The sequence below is a fragment of the Mesorhizobium ciceri biovar biserrulae WSM1271 genome (assembly GCF_000185905.1).
Classification (GTDB): Bacteria; Pseudomonadota; Alphaproteobacteria; order Rhizobiales; family Rhizobiaceae; genus Mesorhizobium; species Mesorhizobium ciceri.
In genome coordinates this window covers 3,872,272-3,890,063 of the sequence record NC_014923.1, presented here as the reverse complement: position 1 = coordinate 3,890,063, position 17,792 = coordinate 3,872,272, and the positions used below count along the sequence as shown (strand labels likewise).

22 protein-coding genes are annotated in these 17,792 nt (G+C 60.9%); 7 read left to right on the top strand and 15 right to left on the bottom strand.

Annotated features, from left to right (window positions below):
• The first annotated feature begins 37 nt into the window (after positions 1-37).
• Positions 38-508: a YbhB/YbcL family Raf kinase inhibitor-like protein gene (locus MESCI_RS18840; protein WP_013531529.1), complete on the top strand. Its 471-nt coding sequence runs from the start codon at positions 38-40 to the stop codon at positions 506-508.
• A gap of 83 nt (positions 509-591) precedes the next feature.
• Entirely contained in the window at positions 592-750 is a 159-nt protein-coding gene (locus MESCI_RS32275; protein ID WP_013531528.1) for a hypothetical protein, read from the top strand.
• A 106-nt stretch (positions 751-856) separates the two neighbouring features.
• On the opposite strand, the gene MESCI_RS18835 is transcribed toward MESCI_RS32275, so the two are convergent.
• Positions 857-1,285, bottom strand: coding sequence for a hypothetical protein (locus tag MESCI_RS18835; RefSeq protein WP_013531527.1), 429 nt, complete (start codon positions 1,283-1,285; stop codon positions 857-859).
• 192 nt (positions 1,286-1,477) lie between these two features.
• On the opposite strand from MESCI_RS18835, the gene MESCI_RS18830 reads away from it, so the two are divergent.
• Positions 1,478-3,385, top strand: coding sequence for a multicopper oxidase domain-containing protein (locus MESCI_RS18830; protein WP_013531526.1), 1,908 nt, complete (start codon positions 1,478-1,480; stop codon positions 3,383-3,385).
• 55 nt (positions 3,386-3,440) lie between these two features.
• Here MESCI_RS18830 and MESCI_RS32490 read toward each other — a convergent pair whose 3' ends face one another.
• Together MESCI_RS32490 and MESCI_RS18820 are read right to left on the bottom strand one after the other, a co-directional pair.
• Positions 3,441-3,599, bottom strand: coding sequence for a hypothetical protein (locus MESCI_RS32490; RefSeq protein WP_013531525.1), 159 nt, complete (start codon positions 3,597-3,599; stop codon positions 3,441-3,443).
• Between the two features lie 131 nt (positions 3,600-3,730).
• The gene (locus MESCI_RS18820; protein ID WP_013531524.1) at positions 3,731-3,958 is read right to left on the bottom strand and encodes a hypothetical protein; all 228 of its coding nucleotides are present in this window, start codon (positions 3,956-3,958) and stop codon (positions 3,731-3,733) included.
• Positions 3,959-4,209: 251 nt separating this feature from the next.
• On the opposite strand from MESCI_RS18820, the gene MESCI_RS18815 reads away from it, so the two are divergent.
• The 3 genes from MESCI_RS18815 (at position 4,210) to MESCI_RS18805 (ending at position 6,439) form a co-directional block, all read left to right on the top strand.
• Positions 4,210-4,605: a hypothetical protein gene (locus MESCI_RS18815; protein ID WP_013531523.1), complete on the top strand. Its 396-nt coding sequence runs from the start codon at positions 4,210-4,212 to the stop codon at positions 4,603-4,605.
• A 55-nt stretch (positions 4,606-4,660) separates the two neighbouring features.
• Entirely contained in the window at positions 4,661-5,851 is a 1,191-nt protein-coding gene (locus MESCI_RS18810; protein WP_013531522.1) for an NADH-quinone oxidoreductase subunit D, read from the top strand.
• A 402-nt stretch (positions 5,852-6,253) separates the two neighbouring features.
• Positions 6,254-6,439, top strand: coding sequence for a hypothetical protein (locus MESCI_RS18805; protein ID WP_013531520.1), 186 nt, complete (start codon positions 6,254-6,256; stop codon positions 6,437-6,439).
• 39 nt (positions 6,440-6,478) lie between these two features.
• Here the strand turns inward: MESCI_RS18805 and MESCI_RS18800 are convergent, their stop codons facing one another.
• Together MESCI_RS18800 and MESCI_RS18795 are read right to left on the bottom strand one after the other, a co-directional pair.
• Positions 6,479-7,228 (bottom strand): metallophosphoesterase family protein, encoded by a 750-nt coding sequence (locus MESCI_RS18800; RefSeq protein ID WP_013531519.1) that lies wholly within the window; start codon positions 7,226-7,228, stop codon positions 6,479-6,481.
• On the bottom strand, positions 7,221-8,030 hold the full coding sequence (locus tag MESCI_RS18795) for a nucleotidyltransferase family protein (protein WP_013531518.1): 810 nt from the start codon (positions 8,028-8,030) through the stop codon (positions 7,221-7,223). The genes MESCI_RS18800 and MESCI_RS18795 overlap by 8 nt, the downstream gene beginning before the upstream one ends.
• 374 nt (positions 8,031-8,404) lie before the next feature.
• Here MESCI_RS18795 and MESCI_RS18790 point away from each other — a divergent pair, with 374 nt between their 5' ends.
• Positions 8,405-9,316 (top strand): agmatinase, encoded by a 912-nt coding sequence (locus MESCI_RS18790; protein WP_013531517.1) that lies wholly within the window; start codon positions 8,405-8,407, stop codon positions 9,314-9,316.
• Positions 9,317-9,318: 2 nt separating this feature from the next.
• On the opposite strand, the gene MESCI_RS18785 is transcribed toward MESCI_RS18790, so the two are convergent.
• From MESCI_RS18785 to MESCI_RS18740, 10 genes are all read right to left on the bottom strand, one after another.
• Positions 9,319-9,975, bottom strand: coding sequence for an imm11 family protein (locus MESCI_RS18785; RefSeq protein WP_013531516.1), 657 nt, complete (start codon positions 9,973-9,975; stop codon positions 9,319-9,321).
• A gap of 64 nt (positions 9,976-10,039) precedes the next feature.
• A complete protein-coding gene (locus tag MESCI_RS18780) occupies positions 10,040-10,702 on the bottom strand; it encodes a glutathione S-transferase family protein (protein ID WP_013531515.1) in 663 nt (220 codons plus the stop codon).
• 50 nt (positions 10,703-10,752) lie between these two features.
• Positions 10,753-11,223 carry a hypothetical protein gene (locus tag MESCI_RS32670; RefSeq protein WP_013531514.1) on the bottom strand — a complete coding sequence of 157 codons (471 nt, stop codon included), beginning with the start codon at positions 11,221-11,223 and terminating at the stop codon, positions 10,753-10,755.
• Positions 11,213-12,118 (bottom strand): aldose 1-epimerase family protein, encoded by a 906-nt coding sequence (locus tag MESCI_RS18770; RefSeq protein WP_013531513.1) that lies wholly within the window; start codon positions 12,116-12,118, stop codon positions 11,213-11,215. The genes MESCI_RS32670 and MESCI_RS18770 overlap by 11 nt, the downstream gene beginning before the upstream one ends.
• A 175-nt stretch (positions 12,119-12,293) precedes the next feature.
• Positions 12,294-13,010 (bottom strand): Bax inhibitor-1/YccA family protein, encoded by a 717-nt coding sequence (locus tag MESCI_RS18765; protein ID WP_013531512.1) that lies wholly within the window; start codon positions 13,008-13,010, stop codon positions 12,294-12,296.
• Between the two features lie 23 nt (positions 13,011-13,033).
• Positions 13,034-13,807: an anti-sigma factor family protein gene (locus MESCI_RS18760; RefSeq protein WP_013531511.1), complete on the bottom strand. Its 774-nt coding sequence runs from the start codon at positions 13,805-13,807 to the stop codon at positions 13,034-13,036.
• Positions 13,804-14,319: a sigma-70 family RNA polymerase sigma factor gene (locus MESCI_RS18755; protein ID WP_174299063.1), complete on the bottom strand. Its 516-nt coding sequence runs from the start codon at positions 14,317-14,319 to the stop codon at positions 13,804-13,806. The genes MESCI_RS18760 and MESCI_RS18755 overlap by 4 nt, the downstream gene beginning before the upstream one ends.
• Before the next feature lie 157 nt (positions 14,320-14,476).
• Positions 14,477-15,010 carry a response regulator transcription factor gene (locus MESCI_RS18750; RefSeq protein WP_013531509.1) on the bottom strand — a complete coding sequence of 178 codons (534 nt, stop codon included), beginning with the start codon at positions 15,008-15,010 and terminating at the stop codon, positions 14,477-14,479.
• The gene (locus MESCI_RS18745) at positions 15,000-16,280 is read right to left on the bottom strand and encodes an ATP-binding protein (protein WP_063168039.1); all 1,281 of its coding nucleotides are present in this window, start codon (positions 16,278-16,280) and stop codon (positions 15,000-15,002) included. Before MESCI_RS18745 ends, MESCI_RS18750 begins: the two co-directional genes overlap by 11 nt.
• 38 nt (positions 16,281-16,318) lie before the next feature.
• Complete coding sequence (locus MESCI_RS18740) at positions 16,319-17,632, bottom strand: MFS transporter (RefSeq protein WP_013531507.1); 1,314 nt, start codon at positions 17,630-17,632, stop codon at positions 16,319-16,321.
• Between the last annotated feature and the right edge of the window lie 160 nt (positions 17,633-17,792).

Below are 17,792 nucleotides of genomic sequence, written 5' to 3'. Positions count from 1 at the left end.
GCATCGCTGCGATCAACTTCCCCGGAAGGAGTGAACCATGCCACTTGCCCTCAGCAGCGCCGCCTTTGCCGAAGGCGGACCAATTCCCGAAAGATATACACGAGACGGCAAAAACGTATCGCCGCCGCTGAAATGGTCTGGAGTACCGGACGACGCCAAAAGCCTCGTTCTCGTCGTTCAGGATCCTGATGCGCCGAGCGGAACGTTTGGTCATTGGGCGGTATTCAACATCTCCGCGGAGACAAGGGAACTTCCCGAGGCGGAAAGCGGCAAGCCAGGTCCCGGTGCCCTTAGGCAAGCAACAAATGATTTTGGCAACGCCTATTACGACGGCCCTGAACCCCCGGTCGGACATGGCGTCCACCATTACCATTTCCGGCTGGCCGCGCTCGACACGCCGAGCCTTGCCATTCCGGCCAGCGCAGGCGTCGAGCGCATCTGGCGGGAGGCGCAGAAACACTCGCTCGAGCAGGCAGAACTCATCGGAACCTACGAACGCAATCCGTAAGTTGATGACCGAGGTGGCATTACCCTGCTGCTGCGCGGAACGGTTCTCCTCCTTGCCGGTTGTCTGGGAAAGGAGATGCCGCCATGTTTGGAGATATCATGTGGTTGGTCGTCGTTGCCGGCGGCCCATTGTTGCTGATCGTGCTGTTGGCCTATGCAGTTATCGCACGCCGCCGGCGTGGGCCCGCCGAACGAAGGGAAAGCGACCGGGCGACCGACCGGCTATACCAGGACAAGCGTTGATCCGCATCGCAAGATATCCGATCGGAAGACATCCAATCGGCAAGACATCCAATCGGCAAGACAGGGGATCGTAAGCCGCAGCGGGCGACGACGATCCCCAACTGGGTCAGCGCATTATCCTTTGCCGCAACCACGCAAAGAACCTGCCGCTGACGGCTGAGCGGACTCGCGTCGCAGCCCAGCGCGCTTTCATGGTTGAGCCGACGTGGCAATCGCAGACGATGTCGTGCAACTGCCAGTCGTTCAGCTCGAAAAAGCGCTTTGCCTCGCCGTAGGTATCGTCTTTCAAACCCGATGCGCGCAGCACTGGATCTTCGAAAGCAACCGAAATTGCGGTTCCCTCGCCCCGCATCATTGCACGTGCTTCGGGGTGCAGATGTTCGGTGCCTGCAAACGCGCCAAGGCATCGCTCGGGATTACGCTCCAGCAGTTCAGCCCAGCGCTCTATGCGCTGATTTCGTGTCATTGCGGAATATGCAGCCGACGATTCAATCTTGGCGACGGCATGCAGTTGGTCGAGTGTTTGATGTTTCATGGCCAGCTCCTGTTGAGGCAGCGAAGCGCCCACGCCTTCAAGGGAATTACCGCGCCGTAATGCTTCGACAAGAGCGCCAGGCTGGAGAATTCGACACAACCGGATTGGGCCGGCGGGATCATAAACACACGTTCTGCGTTCATTGGCGGGGGCTGCTTGTGACAAACCGCTGATCCGCGACGGGATGCATCCATGTTCATCCAGCCAATCGACTATTTCCTTGCCGTCTGGTTCGCTCTTGCCGCCGCCTCGACGCTCTATGTCGGCTTCGATCAATACCGCAACAATCCCGAACCGGTGGTGATGAAATGGGGTTTCATCCTGGTGACCCTCTATATGGGTCCATTGGGGCTGCTGCTTTATGTGCTTGCAGACAAGGAGCCACGACCGGGCGAGCATGAAGACTTCACCAGGCCGCTATGGAAGCAAGGCGTCGGTTCGACCATCCACTGCGTTGCCGGCGATGCAACCGGCATCATTCTCGCGGCGGTCATCACGGCAACGCTTGGCCTGCCGATGTGGCTCGACCTCATCGTCGAATATCTGGCGGGTTTCGCCTTCGGCCTGTTCATCTTCCAGTCGCTGTTCATGAAATCGATGATGGGCGGCACCTACTGGGAGAATGTGCGCAAGAGCTTCCTGCCCGAGTTCATCTCGATGAATTTCATGATGGCCGGCATGGCGCCCGTCATGAGCTTCCTGATGATGGGGCGCGACATGCGCGCGATGGAGCCGACCGAGTTCTTGTTCTGGGGCGTGATGTCGATCGGCGTCATTGCCGGCTTCACGCTTGCCTATCCCGCCAATGTCTGGCTGGTCGCTCGCGGACTGAAGCACGGGTTGATGACGCAGCGCCCGCAGGCGGCCGAAATGAGCAGTCGAGAGCCGACCGCCCAGCAACAGCACGCTACGCATCATGCCCGCGCCGGCGATGATCGACGACAAGGCCACGCCAACACATCCCACAAACCCAAACGCAACGGCCATCAGATGGAGACGGACGCCACGACGCCGCAGATAGCAGCCCTCGGCATGGTCTCGGTGCTGGCGCTGGCGATTGGCATGGCCGCACCGGCGAACTGGCTGAACCTGACGCTTTCGGCACGTGACGTCGGCGGGGCGATCATGCCGCAAGGCATGATCATGGGCCGCGACACGCCGGCGGAAGCCATGCGTGACATGGCTGCAACCGATCCGCATCGCGTCACGGCATCCTATGGCCTTGCCGCCAAAGGCGACCAGGAACTGCCATTCCGCCTGGAGAACGGCGTCAAGGTGTTCGACCTCAGGCCCTCAGTGGTCCGCTGGCAGATCCTGCCCAATGTCGCGGTCGACGCCTATGCCTACAACGGCCAGATCCCCGGTCCGCGCATCCACATTCGCCAGGGCGATAAGGTTCGCATCGACGTCACCAATGACCTGCCTGAGGAGACCACGGTGCATTGGCACGGCATGATCCTGCCGAACCAGATGGATGGGCCCGCCGAGATCACCCAGCCGCCGATCGAGCCTGGGCAATCCTATTCCTACGAATTCACCGCGACCCAGCACGGGACCTATTTCTATCATCCGCATGCCAAGCCGGACCGTACCCAGGCGCTGGGGCTCTATGGGGCGCTGATCATCGACCCTGCCAATCCCGCCGACGAGGTTCAGGCTGACCACGACTATGTGATCGAACTTCAGGAATGGCTGGTGCGCGATGGACTGACCTACCCTTCGATGCCGATGGAAGGCGGTATGCCGAACTTCTTCACCATCAACGGCAAGGCCTATCCCGCAACCGACGCCATCCCCATGAAGGTGGGCGAGACGCTGAAGGTGCGTTTCATCGGCACCAATAATGGCTTCGTCCATCCCATGCATATCCATGGCGGACCCTTCGAGGTCGTCGCTCGTGACGGTGAGACGCTTCCTCCCTCGGCGCGCTTTCTGGCCGATACGATCAATGTCGGGCCAGGACAGCGCTATGACGTCGTCTGGAAGGCACGGCGTCCCGGCAAGTGGCTCATCCATTGCCACATCCCGCATCACACGACGAACAACAATGTCGAGGAAAAGGGCGGCGGCGGGCTGATGGTCGTGATCGACGTCGGTTAGATCTGCCACCCCCCTGTGGATTTACCTGTGTCATCCGGGGGCGCATTGTTGCGCGCTACTTCTTGATAATGGTTCCGTTGCGCAAGTCGAAAGCTTCGGTACCGCGAGCCTGGCGGTAGAAATCATCCTGCAATTCACCCCATTCGCCGAGAAAGGCGCCGCAATTGCTGCAATGAATTGGCGTCGACTCGTTGGCGTCGTCGGGAATGTCCATTTGGATGGTCCCACAAGCCTTGCAATCGAGTTTGTCGTCCAGCCGTCGTCCCATTTCCCAATGATTGCGCATTTTCGACCATGAGCCAATTGTCGATTTCGTACCAAATCGCATCGACCATGGCTCATCGGTCAATCGCGAGAGTCAAAAAGGACGGCCAGACCCAGTTCCCGTGCCAGCTCGATGATCGTCTCCATCAATTCATCATCTGTATCCTGCAAATAAGGCGCGTCCCTGCGAGCGGCCTCTATCGCCGCTTTGACCGAAACGATGTCGCCGTATCGCGCACTTCGAAGCTCTTCTGCCAGAAACGCCTTGGCGGTACCGACAGGTCTTATTGCCCATCTGGCGATGCTCATGCGGCTCCCTCCCATGGTCACCTCAGCTTCATTTTGATCCTGTCCAAGGTGCAGATCAATCGATGGTACGATTCCGTACGGAGCTGCCCGACCGGTTGGAGACAGCCGTGTGACGAACGCCTTGGCCAGGGTTTTCGGCGTCTCTCTGGGGTGAGTTGGGGCGAAATCGCCCGGTGGGACCGGCCTTGCGGAACCATCGCTCAGCATGGGGGTTTCTTCAAAATCTCCCTCGAAGAATGCAAGGAGCGACCATGCGCATGTTGACGATAGCTGTCGCGCTTTCCGGGGCGGTCACCATTCAGCCCGTCTACGCCCAAACTATCGGACCGCAGCTTCCCCAGGTGACGCCACCGCAGGGCGAAGCGCAGCCGGAGCTGGCGCCGCCCGATCCAGGCTCTGCCGGTTTGAATTTCACCGGCGTCGCCATTGTCGCCGTCGAGGATTTGCCGGACGAAATCAAGGCGCAGGCCGATGCCGTGATTAACCAGACCAGCGCCGAAGATTTGCTTCGCCTGCAAAGCTCCGTCGATGCCTCACCTCAGGCGACGTCGGCTTTGAGAGCGAATGGGCTCAATTCCTCGCAGGTTGTCGCTGCAAACATAGATGGCGATGGCACGCTGACGCTGATCATTCAGACGACGACTTGAGGCATCGAACCATACGCATCACTGAATCGACGAAATGCAGTCGCGGAGAGCAGCAATGGTCGAAGCCGCCGTTCGCAACTTCACCATCAATTTCGGGCCACAGCATCCCTCCGCCCATGGTGTTCTTCGGTTGGTGCTCGAACTGGACGGCGAGATCGTCGAGCGTGCCGATCCGCATATTGGCTTGCTCCATCGAGGCACCGAAAAACTCATAGAGCACAAGAACTATTTGCAAGCGCTGCCCTATTTCGATCGGCTCGACTATGTCGCGCCGATGAACCAGGAGCATGCGTTCTGCCTCGCCGCCGAAAAACTGCTCGACATAACAGTTCCAAAGCGTGGGCAGCTTGTCCGTGTTCTTTTTTGCGAAATTGGCCGGCTTCTGTCGCATCTCCTCAATGTCACGACCCAGGCCATGGATATCGGCGCCCTGACGCCGCCGCTTTGGGGATTTGCGGAGCGCGAGAAGCTGATGGTCTTTTACGAGCGCGCCTCCGGCGCTCGCATGCATGCGAATTACTTCAGAATCGGCGGCGTGCACCAGGATTTGCCTGCGAAGCTTCTCGACGACATCTGGGCTTTCTGCGATCCGTTCCTCAAAGTCTGTGACAACCTCGACGATCTGCTCACCGGCAGCCGCATCTTCAAGCAGCGCAATGTCGATGTTGGTGTGATCGGGCTGGATGATGCCTGGCGCTGGGGGTTTTCCGGCGTGATGGTACGCGGATCGGGCGCGGCATGGGATTTGCGCAAGGCACAGCCATACGAATGTTACCCTGACATGGATTTCGACATCCCCGTCGGCAAGAACGGAGACTGCTATGACCGTTATCTCGTCCGTATGGAGGAGATGCGCCAGTCGGTGCGGATCATGAAGCAATGCCTGGAAAAACTGCGGTCACCCGAAGGCCAGGGGCCGGTCGCGATTCCGAACCAGAAGATCACGCCGCCGCGGCGCGCCACGATGAAACGCTCTATGGAAGCGACCATCCAGCATTTCAAACTTTATACCGAGGGGCATCGCGTGCCGGCGGGAGAAGTCTACGCCGCGGTTGAAGCGCCAAAGGGAGAATTCGGCGTTTATCTGGTTTCTGACGGGGGCAACGTCCCTTACCGGTGCAAAATACGTGCGCCATCTTTCGCCCATCTGCAGGCGATGGATTTCCTGTCTCGAGGGCACATGATCGCCGACGTTGCCGCGATCATCGGGTCGCTCGACATCGTGTTTGGCGAGATAGATCGTTAGTCCTCGGGAGGTTGCGCGCTTGCCCCGCGATGCAGAAACTCCCGTCTCATGCGTGGACGGGAGGCTCTTCATTCTCGTCGGGGTTGGGCAGCGGAGTCTCGTCCGGAAGCGTTTCCGGTTCGGGTTCCTCGATCGGCTCCGGCTTCCATGTTGGAGGCGGCACGGGCATATCGCGATTTGGGTCTGGCTGTCTTGGCTGTGGCATCTAACTATCTCCGTTCAGTCGGAACAACTCGTCCGCCGTGGCATGGTTCCTGGCAGAATCCAGCCATCGAGATCGTTGCGCCCTCAAGGCAGGCGCACGTTGGTCCGCCCACGGATGCCGGCGCAAAAGTTGCAGATCGTTCGGAACCGGTCGGATTTTCGAGCCGTTGTCGTCGAAATCGACCAAGGAGAAGCGTGATGAAGGACAAGTCAGGAGATATCGACCATACATTGCCGCAGGTCGCCATCGACGATCAGCAGGTGCGACAGCTGGCCGCCACGACCGATTTGCCGTCAAGGCAGGCACGCGAACTGGTGCGCCGTCACGGCAACGATCCCCGCAAGCTGGAAGAGTTGGCGAGGTCGATCAACGCCACCAACTGAGTCCAGGCCAATGGGCATCGACGGCGCAAGCCGTTGGCATCAGATTTCCAGCAAGGCGTAGGGGCGGCCGCCAGGCTTGGCCACATGCATGGCGACGTTGTAGACCTTGGCTCCGCCAGGCGTTTGGCCTTCGTAAGAACCGCGATGTGCATGACCGTGCACGACAGCACTGACCTGAAATCGATCGATCGTTTCGGCCAGACGTGAAGAGCCCAGAAACGGAAATATTTCCAGCGGTTCTCCCGCGACGGTGTCGGCAATCGGCGCGTAGTGAAGGATCACCAGCGTGCGCTTGGCCCGCACCTGGCGCATCGCATTTTCAAGTCGCATTGCCTCGTTCACGCTTTCCGCGACCATCGTCTTGATCGCCGGTTCCCCGAATGAGCCGAGCATGCGTGACCCGAAGCCGCCTATGAATCCCTTCACGCCGACAAAACCGACCTCCTCGATTTCGACTGTCTGCCCGTCGAGGAGGTGAACATGCGCCTGCCGCAGGATCTTCGTGACGTCTTCCACCGCACCGGACTCGTAGTCATGATTGCCGAGGACTGCCACAACCGGGATCGAGCAGTTGCGCAGATCCTCGGCCAGCATCTCCGCTTCACGAGGCTTGCCGAGATTGGTCAGATCTCCCGTGAGAACGAGAATGTCCGCTTCGCTCGATATCTCGCCGAAGAGGTCTCGATACGAGTTTTGCGCATCTTCCCGCACATGGAGATCCCCGACCGCGGCAACTTTGAGCGCGCGTGCGCCGTCCTTGGGCGCGCTGCTCTTGACGGGATCAGCCATCACGGAATTCTCCCACACCACCGACACCGGCGAAGCCCCATTCCTTGACGTCGATCTCGTAGTCGGTTTGCGAAAGCAGCCGCCCACGGCAGATCTTCATCCTTGGAGACGGCAATTGCCGTTGCTTGGCGAGGCGGTCGAGCAATTCATCGAGCAACCACGCCGGGATATGATCGCGCTCGCTCGGATAGATCCATCTGAAATTGATAAGCTGCATCAACAGAACCTCCCAATGAACCTCCAGATAAGAAAGCAGCCGGTGCCAATCGATCTGATCGCCCGCCTTGAGAATCGTATGAGCGATATCGGCGCCGTCGTGTCGCCCTCTGTCCTGGATAAAGCATTTGGACCAGATGAGTTCGGTCGGGCCGATGATCCGCACCCTGCTGCCCAACAGCTCGGTTTGGCGGGCGTGTTCCAGCCACAGGTCGCCAACAGGCACCGTGCCGTTGGCCGAGCCGAATATGACGTCGAAGAAATGCGTGCCCTTGAACACCTTGCCGAGCCACCGGTCGTCCTCGATTTCGACGGCATATCCAAGCTGCTTGAAATGGGCGAGGATCCGCGCGTAGTCGCCTGCCTTGCAGAAGATATCGAGGTCCTTGGTCTGGCGGGTGACACCCGTATAGGCGCTTACCGCGTAGGTCCCGGCGACCAGAAAGGGAATGTCGGTGGCGGTAAGCTCGCGGATTGCTTCGGTATAAAATACCTCCGCCTCGGCATTTTTGAGCGTCGGCGCCGCCTTTGCGTCAATCATGGGAAGCGAGACCAGAACGTTTTCAGGCAATGGGCCATTGGTCATGAAACGATGACTCCGAATCCGGCAACCGGCAGTCGCCCGCTGTGGTAACAACGTGAACCCCGCCTGGTTCCGCTACCGGGCGGCCAGCCAAAGGTTCATTCTCGTCACGTACTGGAAATTTCGGGATCGCGCCTGCCGATCCAAGCCCGGCCCAACGTCATCGCCGGCGCAAGTCTCTATGTCGCCTCGAAATCGGCCCATGCCGCCGCCAATGTCCCATTGGCCCAAATTTGAAACACCCCGTGGGTGCTCGATCTCGATCGTTTTGGGGTTTATTGGGCTTACCCAATCGGGCACACAAAGCTGAAGCCGAGGCGCTTGATCTAACCGCAGCCGATCGGCGTGCGCCAAGCCACTATCAGGACCATAAAGGCATGACCCCCTCGCCTCCCTTTCTCGGCTTTCCCGACCGTCTTGCAGATAGCCACGTCCCTCGTGCGGTAATCTTCGGGGCCGGTCACGGCAGCACCTATCCCGGCAGGGACAGCAGCGGCTATGCCTTGGCCGCCAACGCCATCCGTGCTGCCAGCCAGGACGATGCCGCATTCGTCGAGCACTGGGATTTCGATCTTGGCGGCCCGCTGTTCGACGGCAAGCCGGCCTCTTGCATCGACGCCGGCGATATCTTGACCACCATGCATGACAATGCCGGCAACCGGGCCAGGATCGAGGCAAAAACGCGCGAGATCCTGACGTTGCCGGCTGTGCCGATCCTGATCGGCGGCGACTGTTCCATGACCATTCCCTTCCTCGCCGGCTTTGCAGAGCACGGGCCGGTCTGGGTCCTGCAGGTCGACGCCCATATAGACTGGCGCGACGAGGTTCATGGCGAACGCCACGGCTATTCGAGCCCGATGCGCAGGGCAAGCGAGATGCCGCATGTCGCCGGCATGGTGCAGGTCGGTCTGCGCAGCGTCGGCAGCGCGCGCATCGCCGAAATCGAAGCAGCCCGGCGCTATGGCAGCCGCTTCGTGACCGCCCGCGAGGTTCATGCCCAGGGCGTCGAGGCCGCGCTACGGCATATTCCGGAAGCCGCGCGGGTCGTCGTCACCCTCGACTGCGACAGCCTTGATCCAAGCATCATGCCGGGCGTGGCGGCGCGTACACCGGGCGGCCTCACCTACACGCAGGTAATCGACCTGATCGCCGGCCTCGGCAGGCGGGCCAGGATCGCAGGGTTCGACCTTGTCGAGTTCTATCCTCCGGCCGATATCGACGGCCTGTCAGCGCTGACCGCCGCGCGCCTTCTCGTCAATGTGGTCGGCACCGTCGTCCGGCAGGTTTGATGTCAAAATCCCGCTCTTCGCCGCAGAGCGGCCCAAAGGCGCGTGAGCGAGCTTGCGGTTGAAATGCCCTTTTTGACACCTGGGTATTCGATCCTGCCTCGTCCGACCGGCTCGTCGCTCCAGACCAGGTTGAAAGCAATGCCCTTGAGCCCAAGCTCCCCGATCCGGCGTACGATCGTCTCCTGCAGATAAATATCGGATGTTCGCACCCCGTCGGCACGCTCGGGCAGCTTGAATATCTCGGTACCGCCGATTGCGTCCGCTCGAAGGACGAGGCTTTCGATCACCATGACGCCGCCATCGTCAAAGCGAACGATCTTTGAACGTTCCTCGTCCAGCGCATCGATCACGGTGGTGACATTGAAGAGCGATATTGGCTCGTCAGCAGGAAGCGGCAGGAATTCACCGTACGGTTGGAGGGTTGGCCGAAGCAACTTCGACGCCCTCGCTCGCAGGATGAGCACATGCTCGCCAAGCCATGGAAAATCTGAATATTGCCGGAGCGTACCGTCGTCGTGTTCGCGCAGGATCTCCATCCTGGGCGGATGCCATTGTGTCTGCTTCCGGCCGCAGAGCGTCGAAAACAGCTGGTAGTCGTCCGCCTGCCGAGGAAGGACCCATTCCTGTCCTTCGATCACGCTCAGGACATAGATGTTCATCCGGTCCCCCGCACATCATCGCCTTGGTAGGTTCGGCCTGCTGCGCTGCTCTTCGCGCGCGTTCTCACCGCTGGTCCGCGACGGCCATTTGCGGCACCGGCGGCAATTCGGGTGCATCCATCCCTTTGAAAGGGTCACGCCAGGCGTCGATGTCTTCAAGTCGACGGTACCAGCGGCTGACAGAGGGATAATCGTCGAGCGGCAGTCTGGCGGCGTCGTTGAACGGTAGGAAGGTCGCCATTCGAAAATCGGCATAGGAAACCGAATTGCCGACCAGCCACTGCCGCTCGGCAAGCACGGCGTCGAGCATTGCCGCAGCCGTATGGAATTGGTTCAGGCCCTCCTCCACCCGCTTCTGATCGATCGGGCCGATGCCGTACCGCTGTTTCGTCCCACGTTCGAAATGCACCGTGTCGCAAGCGAGTGCGAAGTGCTCTTTGCCCCAGCTGAGCCACCGGATCATCTCGGGTTCGTCATCGCCGGTACGCCAGAAATCCGAATGCGCGTGGCGCGACAGCCTGCAGGCTATGGCGTCTGCCTCCCAGAGGCTCTTTCCCTCATCATCCACAAGGATGGGCAGTGAGAGGTTGGGATTTAACCGGCGAAATTTCTCCATTTGCCCGGCAGCGAATGGCGAGGCGAATTCGAAGTCCAGTTTCGTTTCGAGATAGCGTGCGATCGCGACCGCCAATCGAGGATTGGGATTGCGGCTGAAGTACAGCTTCATTGGGCACCGACGATCTGGGCGACCACGCAATAGTCGATCATGAGCAGCCTCTATGCAGCTTCGAAGTCAGCCCAAGCGCCCATGTATCCCAATGGATTGGGCTCGCCTTTCATCATCGTTTTTCGCCAAGCTTCCTGCTCGGCATTCATCAGAGCCAATTCCCAAACACAGGCAATAACAGGTCTCTTAACCGTGTCCATCGGTTCGGTTGCGGAATACAGCTTCCGATAGATGTGCTGACAAAGCACCGAACCCTGTATCCACCAGTGAGCTAAGATGGACACACCGAGCTCACCAGGATGAATGATCACAAAGCCCATGCCATTCTCGTCACCCTCGTCCGCCACACGCGGCAGAACCTCCTGTCGCACGAATGACTGCGCCAGAGTCGCCATGGGTTCGTCGATCTTTCTGTTGTCTGCGACGAGACCATAGACTTTGAGCTTGAGACCACCAATGTCCCATTGGCCCAAATTTGAAACACCACGTGGATGGTAGATCTCGATCGTTTCAGAATTCACTGAGCGCACTCCAATTGGCTATTGGCAGCAGACGTACCTGATAGCTCATCACGCGACTTGCACCCGGCGCGATCAGCATCAGGCCTGGTTTGTCGACAAAATCACCATCGAAATCCACCGGGCTTGCAAGGCCGTGCCAGGGTTCGATGCACAGGAACGGCGCGCCGCCCGGCTTTGACCAGACGCCCAACTCCCGAACCCCTTGCCAGGACATCTCGATCGCCGGGCCACGCTCGGCGGCATAACGCACGCTGGAGCTGGCGGGCTGGTCCATGATCACCGCGTCCTCGTCGAACAACCGCTCGGAGAGCGGGAGTATGTTGCCTTCGACAGGCGTCGGCTGCGGCGTTTTCAGCAGCAGTCCGTCCTTAAGGCGGCGGATCGGCGCCGGTTCATCGTGGGCAAAGATCAGCCGGTAATCCGTCTTGGCCAGATCCGGCTGCAAGGGCCAATTGAATGCCGGGTGCGCCCCGATCGATGCCGGCAGCGGCTCATCGCCGGTGTTGGTGATGTCGAAAGTCACATCAAGCTGCTGGCGGACCAGCGTGTAGGTCACTTCAAGCCGAAAGGCGAACGGATAGCGCGCCCGGGTGTCGGCGTCGTCGGCAAGCACCAGCGTGCAGGATCGCGGTCCCTTCCGCGCCCAGGCAAACGGCTTGTCGCGCGCGAACCCGTGCTGCGTCATTGGATAGGTCCGGCCGCGATGGCGCAGATGATCGCCCGCCAGCCGCCCTACGATCGGGAACAGCACCGGCGAGTGACGCCGCCATTCCGGCCCCGCCTGCCACAGGAATTCGAATCCGCGCACATCTTGCAGCGAAATCAGTTCGGCGCCCTGCGCAACGATGGTCGCCGAGATACCGTCGCCATGAAGCGTTTGGCTGTCCTGTGCCACATTTCCTCGCGGGTCGTTGTTGAAGGCCGGCGCGGTGGGCAGACTAGCAAAAGCGCTTCGGGACTCAAGGTGCAGCCTGGTTCTGCAGGAACGAATTGTGGCCGGAGGATCTCCCTCCGGCCACCTCTCCGCATCAAGAGCAATAACCCTCGCTCTTGCCCACAGCGGATAGTCGTTATTCGCGTTCGCCGGTGAAATTCAGCAGCAGCTGGAAGATGTTGATGAAGTTCAGATAGAGCGAGAAGGCGCCGAAGACGGCAAGTTTCTGGCGCGATTCCGCGTCGAAATTCTCGGCATACTGTTCCTTGATCGTCTGCGTGTCCCAGGCGGTCAGGCCGATGAACACGGCGATGCCGATCACCGAGATGGCGAACTGCAGCGCGGTCGAGCCGAGGAAGATGTTGACGATGCTGGCGATCACCACGCCGATCAGGCCCATGATCAGGAACGACGAGAACTGGGTCAGGTCGCGCTTTGTCGTGTAGCCGTACAGGCTGGTGGCGCCGAACATGGTGGCTGCGATGAAGAAGGTGCGCGCGATGCTGGTTCCGGTGAACACCAGAAACACGGAGGCGAGCGAGAGGCCCATGACCGCGCAGAAGGCCCAGAACATCGCCTGGGCATTCGCCGCGGACATGGTCTGCATCTTGAACGAGAACAGCATGACGAAGGCGAGCGGTGCCAGCATCACCACCCATTTCAGCGGGCTGGAGAAGATCGGCACGTAGAGCGCCGGCGTCGATGAGATCATGAAGGCGACGAGGCCGGTGACCACCAGGCCGACACCCATGTAGTTGTAGACGCGCAGCATATGCTGGCGCAGGCCCTCGTCGAAGACGGCTCCGGTTTGGGCGCCGGCGGCGACGCGATATCCCAGATTGGGGGTGTTCATTTGCGTTCTCCTTTGTGGATCGATCAGTAGAGCGTCTTGGCGAGCGTCTCTGCGGCGCGGTCGAGGTCGTGGACCTCGCTTCGTCCGACCACCGCATAAGCCACATCGCCGATCTGGAAATAGGCCGATGAGATGTCGCCCGAGGGCGCGATCGTCGGCTTGACGACGTCGAAGGTTCCAGGCCGGATCGCAAACAGCGACACCAGCCCCATGTCTTTCGTCTCGACCGCCATCTCGACGCTCGGACCAAAGCGGGACGGATAGATCTGCACGTCGCGGACCTTCCAATCCTTGGGCAGCGACGGCATGACGATGGCGGTCGCGGCGCGAATCTCGCCGGCGTTGTAGTTGGGCGCCTCGGGCTGCGACGGCATGCTCTCGCGCACCAGCGTGGTCCTGTGGGCCCGCACTGCGTCGTCGACATAGGCGGGCGGCTGCGGCGAGGCGACGACCTTGGTCACCGACATCGGCCCGATGATACCGTTCGCCAGCCACCCGGCGGCGACGAAGACAGCAACCACCGCGGCGCGCTGCAGCACACCGAAGATGCGGCCGCGGGCAAGCCCCCTCTCCAGCCGCCGCGCGGCATCGGCGGTCGCGGGCCGTGCCATACCTTTGGAGCCGGCAAGCGCCACGCGCAGTTCATCGCGGGTCCTGAGATCCGACATCACGCGCGCCGCCGCCTCCGGGCGAGCGGACAAGAATGCCTCCACCTCGATGCGGCGGGTGACGTCGATCTGGTCGTCGACATAGGCGTCGAGGTCGATATCCGTCACGGGATCGACAGTTGCGGTCATGAAGGGCCTCCAACGATCCTGAGGTGGTTTTTTGCCTTCGCCGGCTCCTCCATCTCGCGCAGCGCGGCGCGCGCCCTGCCGATGCGCGACATCAGCGTGCCGAGCGGCACGCCGCTGGCATCGGCGGCCTGCTGATAGGAGAGGCCTTCGATAGCGACGAGGTGCAGCGCTGAACGCTGTTCTTCCGGCAGGCTGAAAAAAGCCTGGCGCACCTGCGCCAGGCGCACCGAATGTTCCTGTGGTGCCGGCGTGCTGCCGTCGGCCAGGTATCCAGCCTGTTCGACGCGCGACGCCTCGGACTTGCGGGCCCGCATCCTGTCGATGAAGGTGTTGTGGACGATCGACAGCAGCCACGCGCGCAGGTTTCCGCCGGAGCGGAAGGTGCTGCGCCGCTCATAAGCGCGCACCAGCGCGTCATGGACAAGGTCCTCGGCGTCGGTGCTGTCGCGCGTCAGCGAGCGCGCATAGCGGCGCAGCGAACCGAGCTGTCCTATGATGTCAAAGCGTGGCATCGGCGGTTTCATGTCCTGTTTACGGAACATGTGGGGATTTTAATCCCTGCCCTGCCAATTTTTTCCTTTGGAGGACATCGTTCGAATGCAACGATTGATGCCGGCATCAATCTTATCATCGGCATCGCCACGATGTGCCATGCCCGGTGGATCGTGCCTACTTCACACGCCTCTTCTCCAGCTTCCGCGCCAGCGTCCGGCGGTGCATGCCCAGCCGTCGTGCCGTCTCGGAAATGTTGAAGTCGGCCTCCACCAGCGTCTCGTGGATGCGCTCCCATTCGAGGTTCTTTATCGAGGTTGGCCGCTCGGCGAGCGGCACCGAAGCATTGCCCTCGACCTGGCCGAAAGCCGCTTCTATGTCGTCTGTATTGGCGGGCTTGGCGAGATACTGGCAGGCGCCGAGCTTGATCGCCTCGACAGCGGTGGCGATGCTGGCAAAGCCGGTCAACACGACGATCCGCATTTCAGGATCGTGTTCGTGCAGCGCCCTGACGCACTCAAGGCCCGAGCCGCTGGCAAGCTTGAGATCGACGACGGCATATTGGAAGGCAACGGTGCCGATCAGCGCCTGCACGCCGTCGACGCTCCGGCAGCTATGCGTTTCGTAATCACGCCGTTCGAAAGACCGGCGCAGTGCGTTGGCAAAGGCGATGTCGTCCTCGACGATCAGCAGCGTGCGTTCAGTCGGCATTGTGCCCTCGCGGAGACAGAGCAGCCAGCGGCAGATGCAACGTAACCGAAGCTCCCCCCTCGGTTCTGTTTCTTACGGTGACGCTGCCCCCCAGCTTGCGGATGACATTGACGACCAGAAACAGGCCGAGCCCGCTACCTGGCCGGTTCTTGGTCGACGTGTAGGGCTTGCCGAATTCAGCAAGCATGGCTTCTTCAAATCCCGGTCCCGCGTCGACAACTTCGATGATGAGATCGTCCGCGTGGCGGCTGACGATCAAACCGACCCATAGAGGCGACGCTTCAAGTGCGTTGTCCAGTACATTGAACATCACCTGTTTGAGCGCGGGATCGGAGACGATCTCCTGGTTGGCGCCGAAACGCCTGGTGTATTCGAAACCTTGCGGCAGCCGTGTCGACTTCCATTCGGCCACCAGCTCCGCCAGAAAGGCATCGACGGAGGTGCGAACCGTGCCTTCGCCGCGCAATTCGCCCGACGACATCAGGATTCCCGAAACGATCTTCTTGCAACGGTCCAACTGGCCCTGCATCTCCCGGATTTCCTGCGCCAGATCCGGATCGGCCTCGAGAACCGGCATGCGCTGCCAGTCGTTGAGGATGACGGAAAGCGTAGCCAGCGGCGTGCCGAGCTCATGCGCGGCGCCAGAGGCGAGCAGGCCCATCCTGACGATGTGAGCCTCCTCCGCCGATTGCTGGCGCAAATCCGCAAGATGAGCGTCGCGGGTGCGAATGTTGTTCTGGACCCTGGTGATGAACAGCACCAGAAGCGTTGCCGCCAGGACGAAACAGATGAACATGCCCTGAATGTGCAGGCTGAACAGCCCGGCACCGTGTGCGGCGGGCAGGCTGATCTCACGGTAGAAGGTGGTCAGCGCGATGAAGCACGTGCTTGCAATGAGGACAAGCGCCCAGACCGACCATGTCTCCAGCAGTACCGCGCCCAGGATGACCTGGAGCAGGTAAAGCGAAATGAAGGGATTGGACGCGCCGCCGCTCAGGTAAAGCTGGACCGTCAACGCGGTGACGTCGAGCAGCAGTCCAAGAAACAGCTCGGTGTTGGTGATCGCGTCCTGGCTGCTGTGCCGGCGCAGGCTGGCGACGTTGAGAGCGATCAGCAGCAGGATCACCACTGCCATCGGCACCAGCGGCAGCCCGATGCCAAGCGCGTAGCGGACGAACAGGATCGTCACGATCTGACCGCCGACCGCGATCCAGCGCAGTTGGATCAGAAGCAGAAAATTCTGCTTGTTGGTCTTGTCGTGCAGCGTCATTGGGCCGGGAGGTCCCCAGCCCTGGCCAAGCAGGTCACTCAAGCGGGAGTCCGATCCAGGCGCTGGTTGAGCCGCAGCGCCAGCAGCGTGCATAGCGCTCCCGACAGCAGATAGGCGCCTGACGAGATCAGCCCGAAATGGGCGGACAGGAACAGGGCGACAATGGGGGCGAAGCCGGCGCCGAACAGCCAGGCGAGATCCGAGGTCAGCGCAGCACCTGTATAGCGGTAGTTCTTTGAAAAATTCGAGGCGAGTGCTCCCGAAGACTGGCCGAACGACAGGCCGAGCAGGACGAAGCCCAACACCATGAAGACGGACTCTCCGACGAAGCCGCCATCGAGCAGCTGTGGCGCGAAACCGCTGAACACGGCAATGGCCACCGCCGAGCCTCCAAGCAAGGGCCAGCGCCCGACCCGGTCGGCAACGACGCCCGAGATCGCGATTGCCGCCAGGCCGAAGAAGGCTCCGATCGTCTCGATGACCAGGAACCGTGCCGGTCCCTCGCGCGTGAACAGGAAGATCCAGGACAGAGGAAACACCGTCACCATGTGGAACAGGGCGAAGCTCGCCAGCGGCGCGAAAGCGCCGAGCACGACAGTGCGCCCTTCGGCGCGCAACGTCTCGCGGACGGAAGTCGGCTCCAGTTCCTGGCCTTCGAACAGTTTGGTGTATTCCGGCGTCACCACGATGCGCAGCCGCGCGAACAGGGCGACGACGTTGATGGCGAAGGCGACGAAGAACGGGTAGCGCCAACCCCAGCTGAAGAAGTCTTCAGCCGACAGGTTGCCGACGAAATATGCAAACAGGGCACTGGCGACGATGAGCCCGAGTGGCGCGCCCAGCTGCGGGATCATAGCATACCAGCCGCGACGCTTTTCGGGGGCATTCAACGCCAGCAGCGAGGCAAGTCCGTCCCATGTCCCGCCCAGCGCCAGTCCCTGACCGATCCGGAACATGGCCAGCAGCCAGGCCGAAGCCGGGCCGATCTGGTCGTAACCGGGCACGAAGGCGATCGACACGGTCGAGGTCCCCAGCAGGAACAGCGCGATGGTGAGCTTGGCGCTGCGTCCGTAGGCGCGGTCGAGCGCGGTGAAGATCGCCGTCCCGATCGGCCGCGCGATGAAGGCAAGCACGAAGATGGCGAAGGAGTAGAGCGTGCCGGTCAACGGGTCGGCATAAGGAAATACGAGCTTGGGGAAAACGATGACGGAAGCGATCGCGTAGACGAAGAAGTCGAAGAATTCCGACGTCCTGCCGATGATGACGCCAACGGCGATTTCGCCGGGCTTCACCTCATGATGCCGCGCGTTGATCCGTCTTGCGTCGGCTTCGATCTTCGAAGTTGGGCTCACAGCATTCTCCGTCGCCCCGCCGCGGTCTCATACGATCGCTTGCCATGTGCGCGGGCCAGATGCTTTGATGACGCCTGCCGCGTCATTGCGGCATTGGACAAATTGTCCAATGCCTTCATCGCCGCGGTACGGTTAGCACTGGGGGGAACAACCGACAGGT

Coding starts and splice junctions, on each gene's coding strand:
- MESCI_RS18835 (WP_013531527.1), bottom strand. CDS start 1,285: ATGAAACATCAAACACTCGACCAACTGCATGCCGTCGCCAAGATTGAA.
- MESCI_RS18830 (WP_013531526.1), top strand. CDS start 1,478: ATGTTCATCCAGCCAATCGACTATTTCCTTGCCGTCTGGTTCGCTCTT.
- MESCI_RS18760 (WP_013531511.1), bottom strand. CDS start 13,807: ATGACCGCAACTGTCGATCCCGTGACGGATATCGACCTCGACGCCTAT.
- MESCI_RS32490 (WP_013531525.1), bottom strand. CDS start 3,599: ATGGACATTCCCGACGACGCCAACGAGTCGACGCCAATTCATTGCAGC.
- MESCI_RS18765 (WP_013531512.1), bottom strand. CDS start 13,010: ATGAACACCCCCAATCTGGGATATCGCGTCGCCGCCGGCGCCCAAACC.
- MESCI_RS18795 (WP_013531518.1), bottom strand. CDS start 8,030: ATGACCAATGGCCCATTGCCTGAAAACGTTCTGGTCTCGCTTCCCATG.
- MESCI_RS18785 (WP_013531516.1), bottom strand. CDS start 9,975: ATGAACATCTATGTCCTGAGCGTGATCGAAGGACAGGAATGGGTCCTT.
- MESCI_RS18820 (WP_013531524.1), bottom strand. CDS start 3,958: ATGAGCATCGCCAGATGGGCAATAAGACCTGTCGGTACCGCCAAGGCG.
- MESCI_RS18800 (WP_013531519.1), bottom strand. CDS start 7,228: ATGGCTGATCCCGTCAAGAGCAGCGCGCCCAAGGACGGCGCACGCGCG.
- MESCI_RS18750 (WP_013531509.1), bottom strand. CDS start 15,010: ATGCCGACTGAACGCACGCTGCTGATCGTCGAGGACGACATCGCCTTT.
- MESCI_RS18805 (WP_013531520.1), top strand. CDS start 6,254: ATGAAGGACAAGTCAGGAGATATCGACCATACATTGCCGCAGGTCGCC.
- MESCI_RS18810 (WP_013531522.1), top strand. CDS start 4,661: ATGGTCGAAGCCGCCGTTCGCAACTTCACCATCAATTTCGGGCCACAG.
- MESCI_RS18780 (WP_013531515.1), bottom strand. CDS start 10,702: ATGAAGCTGTACTTCAGCCGCAATCCCAATCCTCGATTGGCGGTCGCG.
- MESCI_RS18755 (WP_174299063.1), bottom strand. CDS start 14,319: ATGCCACGCTTTGACATCATAGGACAGCTCGGTTCGCTGCGCCGCTAT.
- MESCI_RS18745 (WP_063168039.1), bottom strand. CDS start 16,280: ATGACGCTGCACGACAAGACCAACAAGCAGAATTTTCTGCTTCTGATC.
- MESCI_RS32275 (WP_013531528.1), top strand. CDS start 592: ATGTTTGGAGATATCATGTGGTTGGTCGTCGTTGCCGGCGGCCCATTG.
- MESCI_RS18840 (WP_013531529.1), top strand. CDS start 38: ATGCCACTTGCCCTCAGCAGCGCCGCCTTTGCCGAAGGCGGACCAATT.
- MESCI_RS18815 (WP_013531523.1), top strand. CDS start 4,210: ATGCGCATGTTGACGATAGCTGTCGCGCTTTCCGGGGCGGTCACCATT.
- MESCI_RS18790 (WP_013531517.1), top strand. CDS start 8,405: ATGACCCCCTCGCCTCCCTTTCTCGGCTTTCCCGACCGTCTTGCAGAT.